This is a genomic window from Pseudomonas putida (assembly GCF_028682455.1).
In the GTDB taxonomy this organism is placed as follows: Bacteria; Pseudomonadota; Gammaproteobacteria; order Pseudomonadales; family Pseudomonadaceae; genus Aquipseudomonas; species Aquipseudomonas putida_AA.
Genome location: NZ_JANHLD010000001.1, coordinates 1,858,347 through 1,876,391 on the forward strand (window position 1 = coordinate 1,858,347; position 18,045 = coordinate 1,876,391).

The window sequence follows — 18,045 nt, forward strand, 5'->3', positions numbered from 1 at the left end:
GTAACCCTCCAAGAGTGAATTGTCATGACTTCAGCCTATTACACCGGTGAGGAACGCAGTAAGCGCATCTTCGCCATCGTCGGCGCCTCCTCGGGCAACCTTGTGGAATGGTTCGACTTCTATGTCTACGCCTTCTGCGCAATCTACTTCGCCCCGGCGTTCTTTCCCTCCGATGATCCGACGGTGCAGCTGCTCAACACCGCCGGAGTGTTTGCTGCAGGCTTTCTGATGCGCCCGATTGGTGGCTGGTTGTTCGGCCGCGTGGCCGACCGTCATGGCCGCAAGAATTCGATGATGATCTCGGTGCTGATGATGTGCGCAGGCTCCCTGGTCATCGCCTGCCTGCCGACCTATGCCTCGATTGGCGCCTGGGCGCCGGCGCTGCTGTTGCTGGCGCGCTTGTTCCAGGGCCTGTCGGTGGGCGGTGAGTATGGCACCACGGCAACCTACATGAGTGAAGTGGCCCTGCGTGGCCAGCGTGGCTTCTTTGCCTCGTTCCAGTACGTGACCCTGATCGGCGGCCAGTTGCTGGCGGTGCTGGTGGTGGTGATCCTCCAGCAACTGCTCAGCGAAGATGAACTGCGCGCCTGGGGCTGGCGGATACCGTTCGTGGTCGGTGCCGTGGCTGCGGTGATTTCGTTGCTCCTGCGTCGCTCGCTGGAAGAAACCAGCAGCGCCGAAACCCGCAACGACAAAGAGGCCGGCAGCATCACCGGGCTGTTTCGCAACCACACGGCAGCCTTCATCACCGTGCTCGGCTATACCGCAGGCGGTTCGCTGATTTTCTACACCTTCACCACCTACATGCAGAAGTACCTGGTCAACACCGCTGGCATGAGTGCCAAGACCGCGAGTTTCATCATGACTGGCGCGCTGTTCTTGTACATGTGCATGCAGCCGCTGTTCGGCATGCTCTCCGACCGCATCGGCCGGCGTAACTCGATGCTCTGGTTCGGTGCCCTGGGCACCTTGTGCACCGTACCGATCCTGCTGACCCTGAAGACCGTCACCAGCCCGTTCCTGGCCTTCGTGCTGATCACCCTGGCGCTGTGCATCGTCAGTTTCTATACCTCGATCAGCGGCCTGGTCAAAGCCGAGATGTTCCCGCCGCAGGTGCGTGCCCTGGGTGTGGGCCTGGCCTATGCGGTCGCCAACGCCGTGTTCGGCGGTTCGGCCGAGTACGTGGCGCTGGGGCTCAAATCCCTGGGGATGGAGAACACCTTTTACTGGTACGTTACCGCCATGATGGCGATTGCCTTCCTGTTCAGCCTGCGCTTGCCTAGGCAGGCAGCGTACCTGCACCACGATCATTGACCTGTTGAAGGACTTGTAGATGAACCCGCGACCGGGCAATCAGCTGTTCGATGCCTACTTCACCGCCGCCGCCATGCGTGAGGTATTCAGTGACCGTGGCCGGGTGCAGGGCATGCTCGATTTCGAGGCTGCCCTGGCCCGCGCCGAAGCGGCCGTGGGGGTAATCCCGCAGGTTGCGGTGGCGCCCATCGAGACTGCCTGCCAGGCCGAGCGCTACGACTATGCCGCGCTGGCCGAGGCCATCGGTATTGCCGGCAATTCGGCCATTCCGCTGGTCAAGGCGCTGGGCAAGGTGATCGCCAGTGGCGTTCCCGAGGCCGAGCGCTATGTGCACCTGGGCGCTACCAGCCAGGACGCCATGGACACCGGCCTGGTCCTGCAATTGCGGGAGGCCCTGGGCCTGCTCGAAGTCGACCTGCAACGCCTGGCCGATGCCCTGGCCCGCCAGGCCCTGGTCCATGCCGATACGCCGTTGGCGGGACGCACCTGGTTGCAGCATGCAACGCCGGTCACCCTGGGCATGAAGATCGCCGGCTGGCTGGGCGCCTTGACCCGCCACCGCCAACGGTTGCAGGAGCTCAAGCCGCGCTTGTTGACCCTGCAGTTCGGCGGCGCCTCCGGCACCCTGGCAGCATTGGGTGACAAGGCCCTGCCGGTGGCGCAAGCCCTGGCCACGCAACTGGACCTGCAACTGCCCGAGCAACCCTGGCACACCCAGCGCGATCGCCTGGTGGAGTTCGCCTCGGTGCTCGGCCTGATCGCCGGCAGCCTCGGCAAGCTGGGTCGCGACATCAGCCTGTTGATGCAGACCGAGGCGGCAGAAGTGTTCGAGCCGTCGGCGCCGGGCAAGGGCGGGTCGTCGACCATGCCGCACAAGCGCAACCCGGTGGGCGCCGCCGTACTGATCGGCGCGGCTACGCGGGTGCCGGGGCTGGTCTCCACGATGTTCGCCGCCATGCCCCAGGAGCACGAACGCAGCCTGGGCCTGTGGCACGCCGAATGGGAGACCCTGCCGGAGATCTGCTGCCTGGTCTCCGGTGCGTTGCGCCAGGCGCAAATCATCGCCGATGGCCTGCAGGTAGACGCCGAACGCATGCGCCAGAACCTCGACCTGACCCAGGGCCTGGTGCTGGCCGAAGCGGTGAGCATCGTCCTGGCTCAACGCCTGGGCCGCGACAGCGCCCATCATTTGCTGGAAACCTGCTGCAAGCGTGCAGTGGCCGAACACCGTCACCTGCGCGCCGTGCTCGGCGATGACCCCCAGGTGAGCACCGAACTTTCATCCGACGAACTCGATCGTCTGCTCGACCCCGCCCATTACCTCGGCCAGGCCCGCGCCTGGGTCGAGCGGGCGCTGGCCGAACATCACCGTTTCAATGCCTGAAGGAGGCTGCAGTGGCACAGGTACAACTCGCCGATGGCGCACTCAACTACCAACTCGATGGGCCTGAAGGCGCGCCGGTGCTGGTGCTGTCCAACTCCCTGGGCACCGACCTGCACATGTGGGACACCCAGGTGCCGGCCTTCGCCGCGCACTTTCGCGTGCTGCGTTACGACACCCGTGGCCATGGCGGCTCGCTGGTGACCGAAGGGCCGTACAGCATCGAGCAACTGGGCCAGGACGTACTGGCACTGCTCGACGCGCTGAAGATCGAACGCGCGCATTTCTGCGGCTTGTCCATGGGCGGCCTGATCGGCCAGTGGCTGGGCATCAATGCCGGCGAGCGCCTGAACCGCCTGGTCGTCTGCAACACCGCCGCCAAGATCGGCTCGCCGGACACCTGGAACCCGCGTATCGAAATGGTCCTGCGCGATCGTCAGGCGGCGATGGTCGGCCTGCGCGATGCCTCGATCGAGCGCTGGTTCACCCCGGGCTATTCATCGAGCAACCCGCAGCAGGCCAAACGCATTACCGACATGCTCGCGGCCACCTCGCCAGAAGGTTACGCGGCCAACTGCGGTGCGGTGCGCGATGCCGATTTTCGCGATCGGCTGGGCGAAATCAAGGTGCCGCTGCTGGTGGTCTCGGGCAGTCATGACGCGGTTACGCCGCCATCGGGCGGGCTGTTCATCCAGGAGAATGTGCAGGGCGCCGAATACGCTGAATTCCATGCCGCGCATTTGTCCAACGTCGAAGTCGGCGAGCCGTTCAGCCGCCGTGTGATCGACTTTTTGCTGGCCCGCTGAGGAGCATTCCGTGGACGAGAAACAACGCTACGAAGAGGGCATGAAGGTGCGTCGCGCGGTACTTGGCGATGCCCATGTCGATCGCAGCCTGACCAACCTCACCGAGTTCAACGGCGAGTTCCAGGAAATGATCACGCGGCATGCCTGGGGTGATATCTGGACCCGCCCGGGCCTGCCCCGGCATACCCGCAGCCTGATCACCATTGCCATGCTGATCGGCATGAACCGCAATGAGGAACTCAAGTTGCACCTGCGCGCTGCCGCCAACAACGGCGTGACCCGTGAGGAAATCAAGGAAGTGCTGATGCAGAGCGCGATCTACTGCGGCATTCCGGCGGCCAATGCCACCTTCCACCTGGCAGAGTCGGTGTGGGATGAGCTGGGGGTCGAGTCGAGGGAGTGATGGTTTTCGCGGGGCAAGCCCGCTCCTACCGGTAGGAGCGGGCTTGCCCCGCGAGGGTATCCGTCAAGCCACAGGCCCGGCATTTCGCTCCATGGCCCGCTTCAGTTCCGGGCACAGCCCCAGCAAGAACGCCAGCTCCGCCACCACGAACAACGGCCCGATGATCAGCCCGCTGACATCATCGACGAAGGCCGGTTTGCGCCCCTCGTAGTAATGCCCCACGAACTGGATCGCCCAGCCCACCACGAACAACCCGAGCCCTGCGCCCAGCCATACCAGGGTGCTCTGCACGGCCAAGGCTTGCCCGGCCCACAGGCACAAGCCCAGCAGCAACGCCATGATCAGGCCGAAGCGTTGATCCAGCCGCAGATAGAACCAGGCCGTCGCCAGAGCCACCAGCACGGCAGGCGACAGCCACATGCCGGCCACGGCGACGCCTGGGCGTGACAGCAGAACGGTGACTGCCACTACGATCATCGGGATACCCACGAAGTGGGTGACGATGTTGCGTGGGTCACGGTGGTAGGCAGCGTACTGACTGAGGTGTTCGACCAGGGTTTTCATTATTGTTCCTCCTGAAGGGAGCGGGCAGGCCTCGTTCCCCTCAGGATAGCTGCGCACTAGTCCGGCTGGAACGGTGATTCGCTGAGGATGACCCCGGTTTCTTCGACGTACTTCTGCCATTCGGCCAACAACGCTTGCAGCTTGGCCGGCTGCGCCTGGGCCAGGTCGTCGATCTCGCCCGGGTCGCTGGCCAGGTCATAAAGTTGCCAGGTAGCCGGCCCCACGGGACCTGGGATGTACACGGCCTTCCAGTGACCTTGGCGAATGGCCCGACGGCCAAACAACTCCCACCCGGTCACGGTGTTCTCGTCATGCACCTGCTCGGTTTCACCCGACAGGTAGCCCAGCCAGGATTTGCCGCGCAATGCAGCCACGTCGCGGCCGCGCCAGCGCTTGCCAGGGTGACGCACACCGGCCAGGTCCAGCAGGGTCGGGGTGATGTCCATCACCGTGCTGAACTGGTGGCTGATCTGTCCCTGGCGTGCCAGGGCCGGGTAATGCACCAGCGCCGGCACGCGGATGCCGCCTTCGCTGGTGAAGGCCTTGTACAACCGCGAAGGCGCAGTGGCCGCCTGCGCCCAGTGCGGGCCGTACCAGACATAGGAGTTGGCGCGGCCGATGTTCTCCAGGCTGTTGTCGTAGTGCTGGTCCAGGTAACTGGCCAGGTGTGGCCCGAACTTGGGGAAGGCCTCGAGCAATGCACCTTCGGCGCCGTTGTCGGACATGAACAACACCAGGGTGTTGTCCAACTGGCCCTGGTTGCGCAGGTAGTCAAGCACGCGGCCGATGTTCCAGTCCATGCGCTCGACCATTGCCGCGTAGACCTCCATCGAGCGCGCCGAGCGCTGGCGCTGCTCCTCGCTGAGGCTGTGCCAATGGTTGTCGACAGGGTGGGCGCGGGTGTCGGCGGCGATCAGGCCCAGTTGGCGCAGCTTTTCCAGGCGTTCCTGGCGCAGCACTTCAGGGCCGGCGTCGTAGCGACCCTTGTAGCGGGCGACCACCTCTGCCGGTGCCTGCAGCGGCCAGTGCGGTGCCGAGAAGGGCAGGTAGGCGAAGAACGGACGGCTCTGGTCGCGCGCCTTGAGGTACTCCAGCAGCTTGTCGCCAAAGGCGTCGGAGGAATAGAAGCCTTCGGGCAGTTGTTCGACGAAGGTCTGGTCCTCGATGTACAGCGCAGGCGTTGACTTGAGCAGGCGCGGGGTCTGTTCGTCGTAGGTGGGCTCGAACCCGTAGTGGTTGGCCGCGCCGGGCAACAGGGCGAAGGAGCGCTCGAAGCCTCGGGCATGGGGGGCAAGTTCGGCCTTCAGGCCCAGGTGCCACTTGCCACTCATCAGGGTCTGGTAGCCGGCCTCGCGCAACAGCTCGGGCAGGGCCACCACGCGGTCATTCAGATAACCTTCGTAGCCGGGCTTGCCGATCAGCTCCGGGGTGAGGGCCTCGGCCATGGTGCCGATGCCGGCGATATGGTGGTCGGTGCCGGTGAGCAGCATCGAGCGGGTCGGCGAGCAGGTCGGTGCGGTGTGAAAGTCGGTCAGGCGCAGGCCGGCGTTGGCCAGGGCATCCAGGTTCGGCGTGGCGATTTCGCCACCGAAGGCGCCGAGGTCGGAGAATCCCAGGTCATCGGCAACGATGACCAGAAAGTTGGGGCGTTGGCTCATGGTCGGTTCTCAATAGGCAAGGTAGGACAGCGGCAGGTTGTGGATCTGCACCGGCGCGGCCGGCAGGTAGCGGTCATCGGCGGTGAGTTCGTGCAGCAGCGCTTCGCGCAGGCGATGAAAGTCCAGGCTGGAGCGCTGGCGCGGGTGGGGCAGGTCGATGGTCTGGATCTGCTTGATGCGCCCGGGGCGGGGCTCGAGCACCACCACGCGGTCCGCCAGGAACAGGGCTTCCTCGACATCGTGGGTTACCAGCAGGGTGGTGATGCGCGCCCGCGCGCGGATCGCCAGCAGCTCTTCCTGCATCTGTTGGCGGGTCAGGGCGTCGAGGGCCCCGAAGGGTTCGTCGAGCAGCAGGATGCGCGGGCTGGCCACCAGGCCGCGGGCAATCGCCACCCGCTGGGCCATGCCGCCGGAGAGCTGATGGGGGTAGGCCTGGCTGAAATCTTCAAGGCCGACCAGGGCGATGTAGTCGGCGATACGCCCTTCGCGCTGCTCGGCACTCAGCGGCTCGTTGACCAGGCCAAGGGCGATGTTTTCCCGCACCGTCAGCCAGGGAAACAGTCGATGCTCCTGGAACACGATGCCGCGCTCGCGCCCGATGCCGGTCAGTGGCTGGCCGTCGATCAGGATCTGCCCCTGGTAGTCGCTGTCGAGGCCGATCAGCAGGCGCAGCAAGGTAGATTTGCCGCAGCCGCTGGCGCCGACAATGGCGACGAACTCGCCGTCGGCGATCTGCAGGTTGAAGTCGCGGATGGCTTCCAGCTGGCCGCCGGCCACCGCAAAGTGTTTGCCGACCTGATTGAAACTGACCAACGGATGGGCAATGGCGTTCATGCTCGTCTCCAGCGTGTGGCACGCGATTCGATGTGTTGTCCGAGGGCGCCCAACAGCGCGCCAGTGAGGCCGACCAGGAGCATCCCGGCCATGATCAGGTCCATGCGCAGCAGCTGTTGGGCACCGATCATCAGGCTGCCGATGCCACCTCCGGAGGGCATGAAGTACTCGGCGCCGATGGTGCCGAGCCAGGCGTAGATCAGCCCCACGCGCAGGCCGGCGAAAATCCCCGGTGCCGTCCCCGGCAGCACCAGTTGCAAAAGACGCTGGCGCAGGCTCAGGTGCAGCACCCGGGCGGCCTCGTCCAATTGCGGGGAGCGGTTGGCGACGCTGCGCTGGGTGGCGATGAACAGGGGGAAGAACGCCGCCAGGCCGACGAATACCCACTTGGCCAGTTCGCCCAGCCCGAACCAGGCGGTGAGCAACGGCACCCAGGCAAAGATTGCGATCTGTCGAAGCCCGGCAAGCGTGGGGCCGAGCACGCGCTCGGCGGGGCGCGACAATCCCAGCCACAGGCCCAGTACGAACCCCAGGCCGCCGCCGAGCAGCAAGCCGCCCAGGGCACGGCCGACACTCACCGCCAGGGCCGAGGACAGCGAGCCATCGAGCACGCCGTTGCAGGCCGTGGTCAGTACGTGCCAGGGCGCGACCAGAATCTGTGCATCGACCCACTGCAACTGGTTGGCCAGTTGCCAGAGCAGCAACAAGCCCAGCGGCAGCAACAGGGCGTGCAGATGTTCGATACCACGCAACTGCCGCACCCGAAGTTGCGCCCCGGGCGGATGGGGCCAATGCACCAGGCGCCGATCCAGCCAGCCCAGGCCACGGTCCATGGCAAAGCCAAGCAGACCGATGACGGCGATGCAGACGAAAACGATGTCGAGCATGAACAGTTGCCGCGCCCAGACCATCAGGTAGCCGATGCCTTCGCTGGAGGCGAGCAGTTCCACCGCCAGCAGCGACGACCAGCCGGTCGCCAGTGCCAGGCGCACGCCGGCGAGAAAGGCGGGCAAGGCCGCCGGCAGGATCAACCGGGTGATCAGCAATCGCTTGGGCAGCCTGAGCACGGCGGCCGCTTCACGCAGGCGTGGCTGGGCATCGCGTACGCCCACCAGGGTATGCAGGGTGACCGGAACGATGATCGCCTTGACCAACACCACCAGCTTGAGCAGCTCGCCAATGCCGAACAGCACCATGAACAGCGGTACCCAGGCCAGGGTTGGAATCTGCGCCAGCGCGTTGAAGGTAGGCAATACCAGGCGCTCGGCGCGGCGGCTGAAGCCCAGCCAGGCACCCAGGAGCGCTCCGCTGGCTACCCCGGCCAACAGCCCGATCAGCAGGCGTTGCAGGCTGATTGCCAGGTGTGACCACAGCTCGCCTCGGGCCAGTTCCAGTGCGCTTTGCCAGACCAGGCTGGGGGCGGGCAGTATCTGCTCGCTCATCCAGTGGTTGCGGCTGGCCAGCCACCACAACAGTGCCAGACCCAATGGCAGGTACCAGGCTTGCAGGCGTGCCCAGGGCAAAGTACCGGCCACGCTCGGACGCTGCGCAGGTGCGCTCAGCGAGGGGCTGGATAGTGATGCTCGGGCCATGGCGGATCTCCGTGGATTGGTATTTATATATTCTTTATGGGTATATGTTTATTGGTTCAGATTCGAAATTCTTATAAGAGTGTTCATTTAAAGCAGCTGCCCAGCGGCGTATCCAATGCATTCGAAGCATATTTTTTGTGTGGCGCAGGCATAGGTCGACACACGCCCCGTGGCCCCTTGCTTATGTTTTTAGGTTATTAAAATGTAATTTATTAGTATTTATTTGTATGGCGTAGATGTGGTTAGCGTGGCCGCACCACTACAAGGAGTCGCGTGCCATGAACCTCTCGATCAACCGTGTTTTCAGTCTGTTTGCCGCCCCCGCCCTGGCTGCCGTGGTCGGTTGGCTACCGCCGCTGGCGCAGGCCAGCGCCGTGCGGGAAATCCGGATCGCCGTGCCGGACCTGAGTGCGGGTACGCAAAATTCGGGGGGCGGGATCAGCGATGTGCTGCGCAACCAGCAGTTGCTGGAAAAAGCCTTTGCGGCCGATGGCATCACCATCCAGTGGAACTACTTCAAGGGGGCGGGCCCGGTGATCAACGAGGCCTTTGCCAATGGCCAGGTCGACTTCGCCTACCTGGGCGACCTGGCCGCCATCATCGGCAAGGCCAATGGCGTCGACACCCGCTTGCTGTCGGCCACCGGGCGGGGCATCAAGCATTACCTGGGTGTGGTACCGGGCAGCGACATCAAGACCTTGCAGGACCTCAAGGGCAAGCGCGTGGCGATCTTCAGGGGCACGGCCAGCCAGCTGTCGTTCGATGCCGCCCTGGCCAGCCAGGGGTTGAGCGAGAAGGACCTGAAAGTGATCAACCTGGATTTCAACGCAGCCGTCGCCGCCCTGGCCGCCCGGCAGATCGATGCGACCTGGGGGCTGTCCGGGCTGACCGCCTTGCAGGCACGTGGCCTCGCCGACCTGCCGCTCAATACCCGCGACCTCGGCGGTGCCGGCAGCATCCAGGCGGTGCTGGTGGGGGCGGGCGCGTTTGTCGATGCGCATCCCGAACTGGTCCAACGCCTGCTCGATGCCCAGCAACAGGCGGTGCAGTGGTTGAGCGACGAAGCCAACAAGAAGGCCTATATCGCGCTGGTATCCGGGTTGGCCAGTTATCCGCCGGTGATTCTCGAGCGCGACCTGCAGGACGAGACGCTCCAGCAGACCTTTCGCTCGAGCCTGGACCAGCCGTTTCTCGATCAGTTGCAGGCCTCGGTCGACCTGGCCGCCGAGCAACGGCTGATCCGCAAGCCGTTCAAGGTGGCCGAGTGGCTGGCGCCCCAGGCTATCCGGCCAGCACCTGCAGCGCTGGCTGCTGATCGAGGCTGATAAGGGTATCGATCATGGCCTTCGCCGCTGGCGACAGGCGATAACCGCTGCGGCTGACAATGCCGCAGCGGGCGTTGAGGCTGTCGAGATTGGCCGGCAGGTTGCGCCAGTGCAGGCGAATCAGTCGTCCCTGCTGGATGTCGTCGGCAAAGGCTTCCTCGGTACCGATACCGATAGCGTCACTGCCCAGCACCCGACGCACCAAAGTCGGCAGGTGCTCGGTTTGCAGCTGGGGGGTGAAGTCGGTCTTGCCACTGAGGTTGGCAAGCAGCTTGCGCACGCCGGGCGGGATCAGCGTGGTGGCCAGCGGGTAGTCGAACATGTCGTTGGTCGACAGGCTGTCCTTGGCCAGCAAGGGGTGCCCCGGGCGGCAGAAAAACAGCCCGCGCCGGGGGCTCAGCGGCAAGGTGTGAAAGTTCGGGTCGGCCTCGAACTGGCGGATGTCAGCCACGAAAAACTCGATTTCCTCCCGGTTCAAGGCCCGGCTGAGCTTCTCCCAGTTGTCCACTTCAAGACTGGTGCGCACCTTGGGGTGGGCGTCGAGAAACTGCGCCAGCGCCCGCGGCACCAGATGCACGGCAGGCGCCGGGCCGCAGCCGAAGTGCAGCTCGCCGGCATCGAGCTTGGTCATCTGCAACACCTCGCTGTTGAGCTGCGCGGCGCCCTGCACCAGGCGCAAGGCATGCTGGAGCACCACCTGGCCTTCTGGGGTGGGGCGCAGATCCTTGTTGCCGCGGTCCACCAGCACACACCCGAACTCTTGTTCCAGGCCCTGGATGCTGCGGCTGAAGGCCGGCTGGGTGATGCCCATGGCATCGGCCGCGCGGACAAAACTGCGGTGTTCGGTGAGGGCGATGAAGTAACGCAGTTGGCGAAGATCCATATGCTTTCCCGGCATTCCAAAAATACGGCGAAGGTATTTGCCGCCACGATGGCTCAGGTTTTAAATGCAAGCTCTTATTCCGTCAATGAAGCACTTGAAAATCTGTTAGAGCTTATTTGCATATAGATAGCGCAAGTGTTTCATCGGCACTTTTCGCAAAGCAGCCAGATGAGGGTCATACCATGAGCAATGCCGCACGCGCCGTAGCACCCGTCAGCCATGCGCTGGACATCCACCCGGTCGCCGGACGCATCGGTGCCGAGATCCGTGGGGTGCAGTTGAGCGCCGACCTTGAACCAGCGGTGATCGAGGCCATCCAGGCCGCGCTGGTGAAGTACAAGGTGATCTTCTTTCGTGCCCAGCATCACCTTGATGACCAAGGGCAGGAAGCCTTTGCCCACCTGCTCGGCGAACCGATTGCCCACCCCACGGTGCCGGTGCGCGAAGGCACTCGCTACCTGCTGGAACTGGATGGCGGCGAAGGGCGCCGGGCCAACTCCTGGCACACCGATGTGACCTTCGTGGATGCCTATCCCAAGGCCTCGATCCTGCGTTCGGTGGTGGCCCCCGAGTCGGGTGGCGACACCGTATGGGCCAACACCGCGACGGCGTACCTGGACCTGCCGGCCGAGCTGCAGGCGCTGGCCGACCAGCTCTGGGCGGTACACAGCAATGAGTATGACTACGCGGCGGCCAAGCCGAATGTCACCCAGGAGCAGCAGGAGAGCTATCGCCGGATCTTCACCTCTACCGTGTACGAGACCGAGCATCCCGTGGTGCGCGTCCACCCGGTCAGTGGTGAGAAAAACCTGCTGCTGGGCCACTTCGTCAAACGTCTGAAGGGCTACTCGCAGTTTGATTCCACGCACCTGTTCAATCTGCTGCAGAGCCACGTTACTCGCCTGGAGAATACCGTGCGCTGGCGTTGGCAGGCCGGTGACGTGGCAATCTGGGACAACCGCGCCACCCAGCACTATGCGGTGGACGACTATGGTACCCAGGGGCGAGTGGTACGCCGGGTGACCTTGCAGGGGGATGTGCCGGTGGGGGTGACCGGGCAGCGTAGCCGGACGACGCGCGGGGTTTGATCGCAGTCGCGGGGCAAGCCCGCTCCTACTCTGTAGGAGCGGGCTTGCCCCGCGATGGCGTCAGAGAATGCTGATCGGATAGCTGACGATCAGGCGGTTCTCATCGAAGGCATTGCTGCTGTAGTCGCGGCGCATGGTCGAGTTGCGCCATTTGAACGACAGGTTTTTCAAGGTACCGGACTGGATCACGTACGCCAGCTCCGATTCCCGCGCCCATTCCTTGCCATCGGTGATGGTCCCGGTGTGCACGTTGTCGCCGCTGATATAGCGGTTCATCAGCGTCAGGCCTGGCACGCCGACACCTGCGAAGTTGAAGTCATGACGCACCTGCCAGGAGCGTTCCTGGGCATTGTCGAAGCTTGAGTTGTAGCTGTCGTTGGCCAGGGTACCGCCGCTGGTGCCGTTGACCCGCATCCAGGCATCGTCGCCGCTGACTTTCTGCAGGCCGACATAGAAGGTGCTGGCACCGTAGCGGGCCGACAGCAGCGCCGAGGCGGTGCGGTTGTCCAGGTCGCCGGCACGGGCCGCGCCGTCTTCCTTGCCGATGAAATAGCCCAGGTTGGCGCCCAGGGTCCAGTCACCCAGGGGCTGGCTGTGGACCAGGTTGACGTACTGCTGGTTGTAGATGTCCTTGAGTTCGGCATTCCACAGGCCGATCAGGGTGCGCTTGTCGTTGAAACTGTACTCGCCGCCGGCAAAGTTGAAACGGTCGGAGGTGAAGGCCGCTCGGCCGTTCATCGATATGTCTTCCATGCTCGCGTCGTTACGCGGGCTGTTGCCGCGGAACTGGCCGGCATACAGGGTCAGGCCGGCAATTTCCTGGGAGGTTACCTGCCCGCCGCGGAAGGTCTGCGGCAGCGAGCGGCCGTCGTCGGAGCGCAGAATCGGTAGCACCGGCATCCATTCACCCACCTTCAGTTCGGTGTTCGACACCTTGGCCTTGAGCGCTACGCCCAGGCGGCCAAAGTCGTCGGCCGGGCGTCCGTCGTCATGCACCGGCAACAGGTTGGTGTTTGCCGTGCCGCGGCCGCCATCGAGCTTGACCGAGTACAGGCCCAGTACATCCACGCCGAAGCCAACCACACCCTGGGTGAAGCCGGAGCGGGCATCGAGGATGAAGCTCTGGGTCCATTCCTCCGCCTTGCCCTGGGGGTTGGCCGGGTCGACGAAGTTGCGATTGATGTAGAAGTTGCGCAGGTTGAGGCTGGCCTTGGCGTCTTCGACAAAGCCGCCTTCAGCCGCAACAGCGGGCAGGGCGCAAGTCATGGCCAGCAGGCCGGGAAGCAGGTGTCGTGCGGGTGGGAGTGCGGTCATATTGTCTGTGTCTCTTGTTTTTATGTAAGCCGAAGCCATCCGCTGTGACGCTGAAAAGTCACAGGCCGGGCAACGATCTTGGGTAGAAACCTGGGAGAAGCTGCGAAGGGATGGTGCGGTGGCGGGCGGGGGTGAATCAATTCGTTACAGGCGGAATCGGGCGATAATCGAACACTAACTGGTTGGTTAGTTTTGCGTTGGTCGCGTGGCAAGCCCGCTCCTGCGGGACGCATGAAAAAGCCCACCGCAAGGGTGGGCTTTGGAACTACAGGCCAGCATCAGCCTTTTGGCGTATCAACCGCAGCCTGCTGCTGCGCCTGGCCGGTCTGCTCGTACCAGCCGCCACCGAGGGCCTTGTACAGGTTGACCTCGCTGACCAGCTGAGACAGGCGATCGCTGATCAACGCCTGTTGGGTGTTGAACAGCTGACGCTGGGCGTCGAGGAAGGTCAGGTTGCTGTCGACACCAATGCGGTAGCGACGCTCGGCCAGGCGGTAGTAGTCCTGGTTGGCGGCGACCAGGTCGCGTTGGGCCTGCAGCTGATCGTTGAAGGTCTTGCGCGCAGCGAGGCCATCGGAGACTTCCTGGAAGGCGGTCTGGATGGTTTTTTCGTATTTCGCGACGTTGATGTCCTTCTGGATCTTCGAGTAGTCGAGGCTGGCACGCAGGGCACCGGCGTTGAAGATCGGCAGGTTGATCTGCGGCTGGAACAGCCAGGTACCCGAACCGCCCTTGAACAATCCACCCATGTCCGGGCTCAGGGTCCCGGCATTTGCGGTCAGGCTGATGCTCGGGAAGAACGCTGCACGGGCCGCGCCGATGTTGGCGTTGGCGGCCTTGAGCAGGTGCTCGGCTTCCTGGATGTCCGGACGGCGTTGCAGCACCTCGGACGGCAAGCCGGCCGGGACTTCGGCAAGCACATCGCTGTCCAGGCTGCGCGCTGCCGGCAGGTTGGCCGGCAGGCCGGTGCCGACCAGCACGGTCAGGCTGTTCAGGTCCTGGGCGACCAGGCGCTGGTACTGGGCCAGCTTGACCCGGGCACCTTCAACCGAGGTGCGCGCCTGGCTCAGGTCCAGGGCCGAGGCGACACCCACCTCGTTGCTGCGCAAGGTCAGCGCGTAGCTTTCCTCGTAGGTCTTGAGGGTGTCTTCGGTCAGCTTGAGCAGCGCCTGGTCGGCCTGCCAGGTGAAGTAGGCATTGGCAACGCTGGCCACCAGGCTGATCTGGGTGGAACGCCGGGCCTCTTCGCTGGACAGGTAGATTTCCAGTTGCTGCTCGGTAAGGCTGCGCACCCGGCCGAACAGGTCCAGCTCGTAGGCGCTCACCCCGAGGGTGGCCGAGTACTGGCTGGTGATTTCGGAATCGCCGGTCTGCGACAGGTTGGCGGGTATCCGCTGGCGGCTGCCGCTGCCATTGGCGCTGACCGCCGGGAACAGGTCGGCCCGCTGGATGCGGTACTGCGCCCGGTAGGCATCGATGTTCAGCGCCGCGACCCGCAGGTCGCGGTTGTTGACCAGCGAGGTCTGGATCAGTTGCTGCAGCGCCGGGTCATTGAAGAACTGACGCCAGCCCTGTTCGGCGGCAGCCACATCCGCCGACTCGGTCGGCGAATAGGCAGGGCCTTGCGGCCACTGCGCGGCCACCGGCGATTCCGGGGTCTGGTAGTCAGGGATCAGCGAGCAGCCGCCAAGAATGAAAGCGGTTACCGCCAGGGACAACAGGGACTTACTCATTGCCCAGCCTCATAGCGTGGAGTTTCAGGTGCGGCGTCTTCTTCAGGCTTCTTGCTGCCGAACATCGACGACACAGTAACGAAGAACAGCGGTACCCAGAAAATGGCCAGTACGGTGGCGGTCAGCATGCCGCCGATTACCCCGGTACCGATCGCATGCTGGCTGCCCGAACCTGCACCGGTGGAGATAGCCAACGGTACCACGCCCAGAATGAACGCCAGCGAGGTCATGATGATCGGCCGCAGACGCATCCGGCAGGCTTCGATGGCCGCATCGATCAGGCTGCGGCCCTGCTCATGCAGTTCCTTGGCAAATTCCACGATCAGAATCGCGTTCTTCGCCGCCAGACCAATGGTGGTCAACAGACCCACCTGGAAGTACACGTCGTTGGACAATCCGCGCAAGCTGGTAGCCAGCAGGGCACCGATGATACCCAGCGGTACCACGAGCATGACCGAGATCGGAATCGACCAGCTTTCGTACAACGCCGCCAGGCACAGGAACACCATCAGCAGCGACAGGGCATACAGCGCTGGCGCCTGGGAGCCCGAGAGGCGTTCCTCGTACGACAGGCCGGTCCAGGAGTAGCCGATACCCGCCGGCAGTTGTGCGGCAATGCGCTCGACTTCGAGCATGGCCTCACCGGTACTGTAGCCAGGGGCTGGCGCACCGAGGATTTCCATGGCCTCTACACCGTTGTAACGCGACAGTTTCGGCGCACCGTAGATCCATTCGCCAGTGGCAAAGGAGGAGAACGGCACCATCTCGCCGACAGCGTTGCGCACGTACCACTTCTGCAGGTCTTCCGGGCTCATGCGTGAGCCGGGCTCACCCTGGATGTACACCTTCTTGACCCGACCGCGGTCGATGAAGTCGTTGACGTAGCTGGCACCCAGGGCAATCGACAGGGTGTTGTTGATGTCGGCGATGGTCACGCCCAGGGCGCTGGCGCGCTCGTCGTCGACGGTCAGCTGGTACTGCGGTTCATCGTTCAAGCCGTTCGGACGCACGGCCGACAGGATCTTGCTCTCTGCCGCCAGGCCCAGGAACTGGTTGCGCGCTTCCATCAGCTTGTCGTGGCCGACACCGGCACGGTCTTGCAGGAACACGTCGAAACCGGTGGCGTTACCCAGCTCCAGTACCGCAGGCGGGGCAAAGGCAAACACCATCGCGTCGCGGAAGCTGAAGAAGTGCTGCTGGGCACGGGCTGCCAGGTTGAACACGTTGTTCTCGGCAGAGCGCTCGCCCCACGGCTTGAGCATGATGAAGGCCATGCCCGAGCTCTGGCCGCGACCGGCGAAGTTGAAGCCGTTGACGGTGAACACCGAGGCAACGGTATCGGCTTCCTTGTCGAGCAGGTAGGCACGCATTTCGTCGATCACCACCTGGGTCCGCTCGGCGCTGGATCCGGCCGGGGTCTGCACCTGGGCGAACAGTACGCCCTGGTCTTCCTCGGGAAGGAATGCGGTGGGGATGCGCATGAACAGCCAGATCATGCCGACCATGATCAGCAGGTAGGCCAGCAGGTACGGTGCCTTGTGACGCAGGATGTTGCCCACGCCGCGCTCGTAGCTTTTGACGCTGCGGTCGAAATTGCGGTTGAACCAGCCGAAGAAGCCGCGCTTGGGCGTGCCGTGCTCACCCTTGGGAATCGGCTTGAGCATAGTGGCGCACAAGGCCGGGGTGAAGATCAGGGCTACCACGACCGACAAGGCCATGGCCGACACGATGGTGATCGAGAACTGCTTGTAGATCACACCGGTGGAACCACCGAAGAACGCCATGGGCAGCAGTACCGCCGAGAGCACCAGGGCGATACCGACCAGGGCGCCCTGGATCTGGCCCATGGACTTCTTGGTCGCCTCCTTGGGTGACAACCCCTCTTCGGCCATTACCCGTTCGACGTTCTCCACCACGACGATGGCGTCATCCACCAGCAAGCCGATGGCCAGCACCATGCCGAACATGGTCAGGGTGTTGATACTGAAGCCCGCCGCGGCCAGGATGCCGAAGGTGCCGAGCAGTACCACAGGCACGGTCATGGTGGTGATGATGGTGGCGCGGAAGTTCTGCAGGAACAGGTACATCACCAGGAACACCAGAACGATCGCTTCGATCAGGGTGTGGATTACCCCGCTGATCGACTCGGTCACTACCGGCGTGGTGTCATACGGGAACACTGCCTTCATGCCTTCGGGGAAGAAGGGCTCGAGATCGCTGATGGTCTTGCGCAGGGCCTTGGCGGTATCCAGGGCGTTGGCCCCGGTTGCCAGCTTGACCGCCAGACCCGAGGCCGGCTTGCCGTTGAACTGTGCGCTGACGGCGTAGTTTTCACCGCCAAGACCTACGGTCGCGACATCCTTCAAGCGTACTTGCGAGCCATCGCGGTTGACCTTGAGCAGGATCTTTTCGAACTGCTCGGCCGTCTGCAGGCGGGTCTTGCCGATGATGGTGGCGTTCAGTTGCTGGCCGGGCAGGGCAGGCAGGCCGCCGAGCTGGCCGGACGATACCTGGACGTTCTGCGCCGCTACGGCGGTGCGCACATCGACCGGGGTCAACTGGAATTTGTTCAGCTTGGCCGGGTCCAGCCAGATCCGCATCGCATACTGGGCACCGAAGACCTGGAAGTCACCGACACCGGCGGTACGCGAGATCGGGTCCTGCATGTTGGACACGATGTAGTTGGCCAGGTCGTCCTTGGACATGCTGCCGTCTTCGGACACCAGGCCGATCACCAGCAGGAAGTTCTTCACTGCCTTGGTCACACGGATACCCTGCTGCTGTACTTCTTGCGGCAACAGCGGGGTGGCCAGGTTCAGCTTGTTCTGTACCTGGACCTGGGCGGTGTCGGGGTTGGTCCCCTGCTCGAAGGTCGCGGTGATGGTCATGCTGCCGTCGGAGTTACTTTCCGACGATACATAACGCAGGTTGTCGATACCGTTGAGCTGCTGCTCGATCACCTGGACCACGGTGTCCTGCACGGTTTGCGCGGAGGCACCCGGGTAGGTCACGGCGATGGCGATGGCCGGCGGAGCAATGCTTGGGTACTGGTTGATCGGCAACTTCAGGATCGACAAGGCGCCGACCAGCATGATCACCAAGGCGATCACCCAGGCAAAGATCGGGCGATCGATAAAAAATCTCGACATG

The 18,045-nt window shown here is 63.8% G+C and carries 14 protein-coding genes; 6 read left to right on the forward strand and 8 right to left on the reverse strand.

Annotation, left to right across the window (positions count from 1 at the left end; all coding sequences use genetic code 11):
• Positions 1-24: 24 nt before the first annotated feature.
• Genes NPS58_RS09020 through pcaC form a run of 4 tightly spaced genes read left to right on the forward strand, consistent with a single transcriptional unit; the run spans position 25 to position 3,904 of the window.
• Positions 25-1,314 carry an MFS family transporter gene (locus NPS58_RS09020; RefSeq protein ID WP_274115113.1) on the forward strand — a complete coding sequence of 430 codons (1,290 nt, stop codon included), beginning with the start codon at positions 25-27 and terminating at the stop codon, positions 1,312-1,314.
• 19 nt (positions 1,315-1,333) lie between these two features.
• On the forward strand, positions 1,334-2,698 hold the full coding sequence (locus NPS58_RS09025; RefSeq protein ID WP_274115114.1) for a 3-carboxy-cis,cis-muconate cycloisomerase: 1,365 nt from the start codon (positions 1,334-1,336) through the stop codon (positions 2,696-2,698).
• Between the two features lie 11 nt (positions 2,699-2,709).
• On the forward strand, positions 2,710-3,501 hold the full coding sequence (pcaD, locus tag NPS58_RS09030; protein WP_274115115.1) for a 3-oxoadipate enol-lactonase: 792 nt from the start codon (positions 2,710-2,712) through the stop codon (positions 3,499-3,501).
• A 10-nt stretch (positions 3,502-3,511) separates the two neighbouring features.
• Positions 3,512-3,904, forward strand: a complete 393-nt coding sequence (gene pcaC, locus NPS58_RS09035) for a 4-carboxymuconolactone decarboxylase (protein ID WP_274115116.1) — start codon at positions 3,512-3,514, stop codon at positions 3,902-3,904.
• A 63-nt stretch (positions 3,905-3,967) separates the two neighbouring features.
• Here the strand turns inward: pcaC and NPS58_RS09040 are convergent, their stop codons facing one another.
• The 4 genes from NPS58_RS09040 to NPS58_RS09055 are packed head-to-tail and all read right to left on the reverse strand — an operon-like array spanning position 3,968 to position 8,552.
• Entirely contained in the window at positions 3,968-4,468 is a 501-nt protein-coding gene (locus NPS58_RS09040; protein ID WP_274115117.1) for a DUF962 domain-containing protein, read from the reverse strand.
• 56 nt (positions 4,469-4,524) lie between these two features.
• A complete protein-coding gene (locus tag NPS58_RS09045; protein ID WP_274115118.1) occupies positions 4,525-6,126 on the reverse strand; it encodes an arylsulfatase in 1,602 nt (533 codons plus the stop codon).
• A 9-nt stretch (positions 6,127-6,135) separates the two neighbouring features.
• Complete coding sequence (locus NPS58_RS09050; protein ID WP_274115119.1) at positions 6,136-6,960, reverse strand: ABC transporter ATP-binding protein; 825 nt, start codon at positions 6,958-6,960, stop codon at positions 6,136-6,138.
• Entirely contained in the window at positions 6,957-8,552 is a 1,596-nt protein-coding gene (locus NPS58_RS09055; protein WP_274115120.1) for an ABC transporter permease, read from the reverse strand. Before NPS58_RS09055 ends, NPS58_RS09050 begins: the two co-directional genes overlap by 4 nt.
• A gap of 278 nt (positions 8,553-8,830) precedes the next feature.
• Here NPS58_RS09055 and NPS58_RS09060 point away from each other — a divergent pair, with 278 nt between their 5' ends.
• Positions 8,831-9,877, forward strand: a complete 1,047-nt coding sequence (locus NPS58_RS09060; protein ID WP_274115121.1) for an ABC transporter substrate-binding protein — start codon at positions 8,831-8,833, stop codon at positions 9,875-9,877.
• On the opposite strand, the gene NPS58_RS09065 is transcribed toward NPS58_RS09060, so the two are convergent.
• Positions 9,834-10,760 carry a LysR family transcriptional regulator gene (locus NPS58_RS09065; protein ID WP_274115122.1) on the reverse strand — a complete coding sequence of 309 codons (927 nt, stop codon included), beginning with the start codon at positions 10,758-10,760 and terminating at the stop codon, positions 9,834-9,836. The two genes, NPS58_RS09060 and NPS58_RS09065, sit on opposite strands and share 44 nt — an antisense overlap.
• Before the next feature lie 182 nt (positions 10,761-10,942).
• Here NPS58_RS09065 and NPS58_RS09070 point away from each other — a divergent pair, with 182 nt between their 5' ends.
• Complete coding sequence (locus NPS58_RS09070; RefSeq protein WP_274115123.1) at positions 10,943-11,848, forward strand: TauD/TfdA dioxygenase family protein; 906 nt, start codon at positions 10,943-10,945, stop codon at positions 11,846-11,848.
• Between the two features lie 60 nt (positions 11,849-11,908).
• Here NPS58_RS09070 and NPS58_RS09075 read toward each other — a convergent pair whose 3' ends face one another.
• The 3 genes from NPS58_RS09075 to NPS58_RS09085 all read right to left on the reverse strand — a co-directional run bounded on the left by NPS58_RS09075 (position 11,909) and on the right by NPS58_RS09085 (position 18,044).
• Positions 11,909-13,162, reverse strand: coding sequence for an OprD family porin (locus tag NPS58_RS09075; RefSeq protein ID WP_274115124.1), 1,254 nt, complete (start codon positions 13,160-13,162; stop codon positions 11,909-11,911).
• 278 nt (positions 13,163-13,440) lie between these two features.
• Entirely contained in the window at positions 13,441-14,895 is a 1,455-nt protein-coding gene (locus NPS58_RS09080; protein ID WP_274115125.1) for an AdeC/AdeK/OprM family multidrug efflux complex outer membrane factor, read from the reverse strand.
• Positions 14,892-18,044: an efflux RND transporter permease subunit gene (locus NPS58_RS09085; protein ID WP_274115126.1), complete on the reverse strand. Its 3,153-nt coding sequence runs from the start codon at positions 18,042-18,044 to the stop codon at positions 14,892-14,894. The genes NPS58_RS09080 and NPS58_RS09085 overlap by 4 nt, the downstream gene beginning before the upstream one ends.
• Position 18,045: the final 1 nt, after the last annotated feature.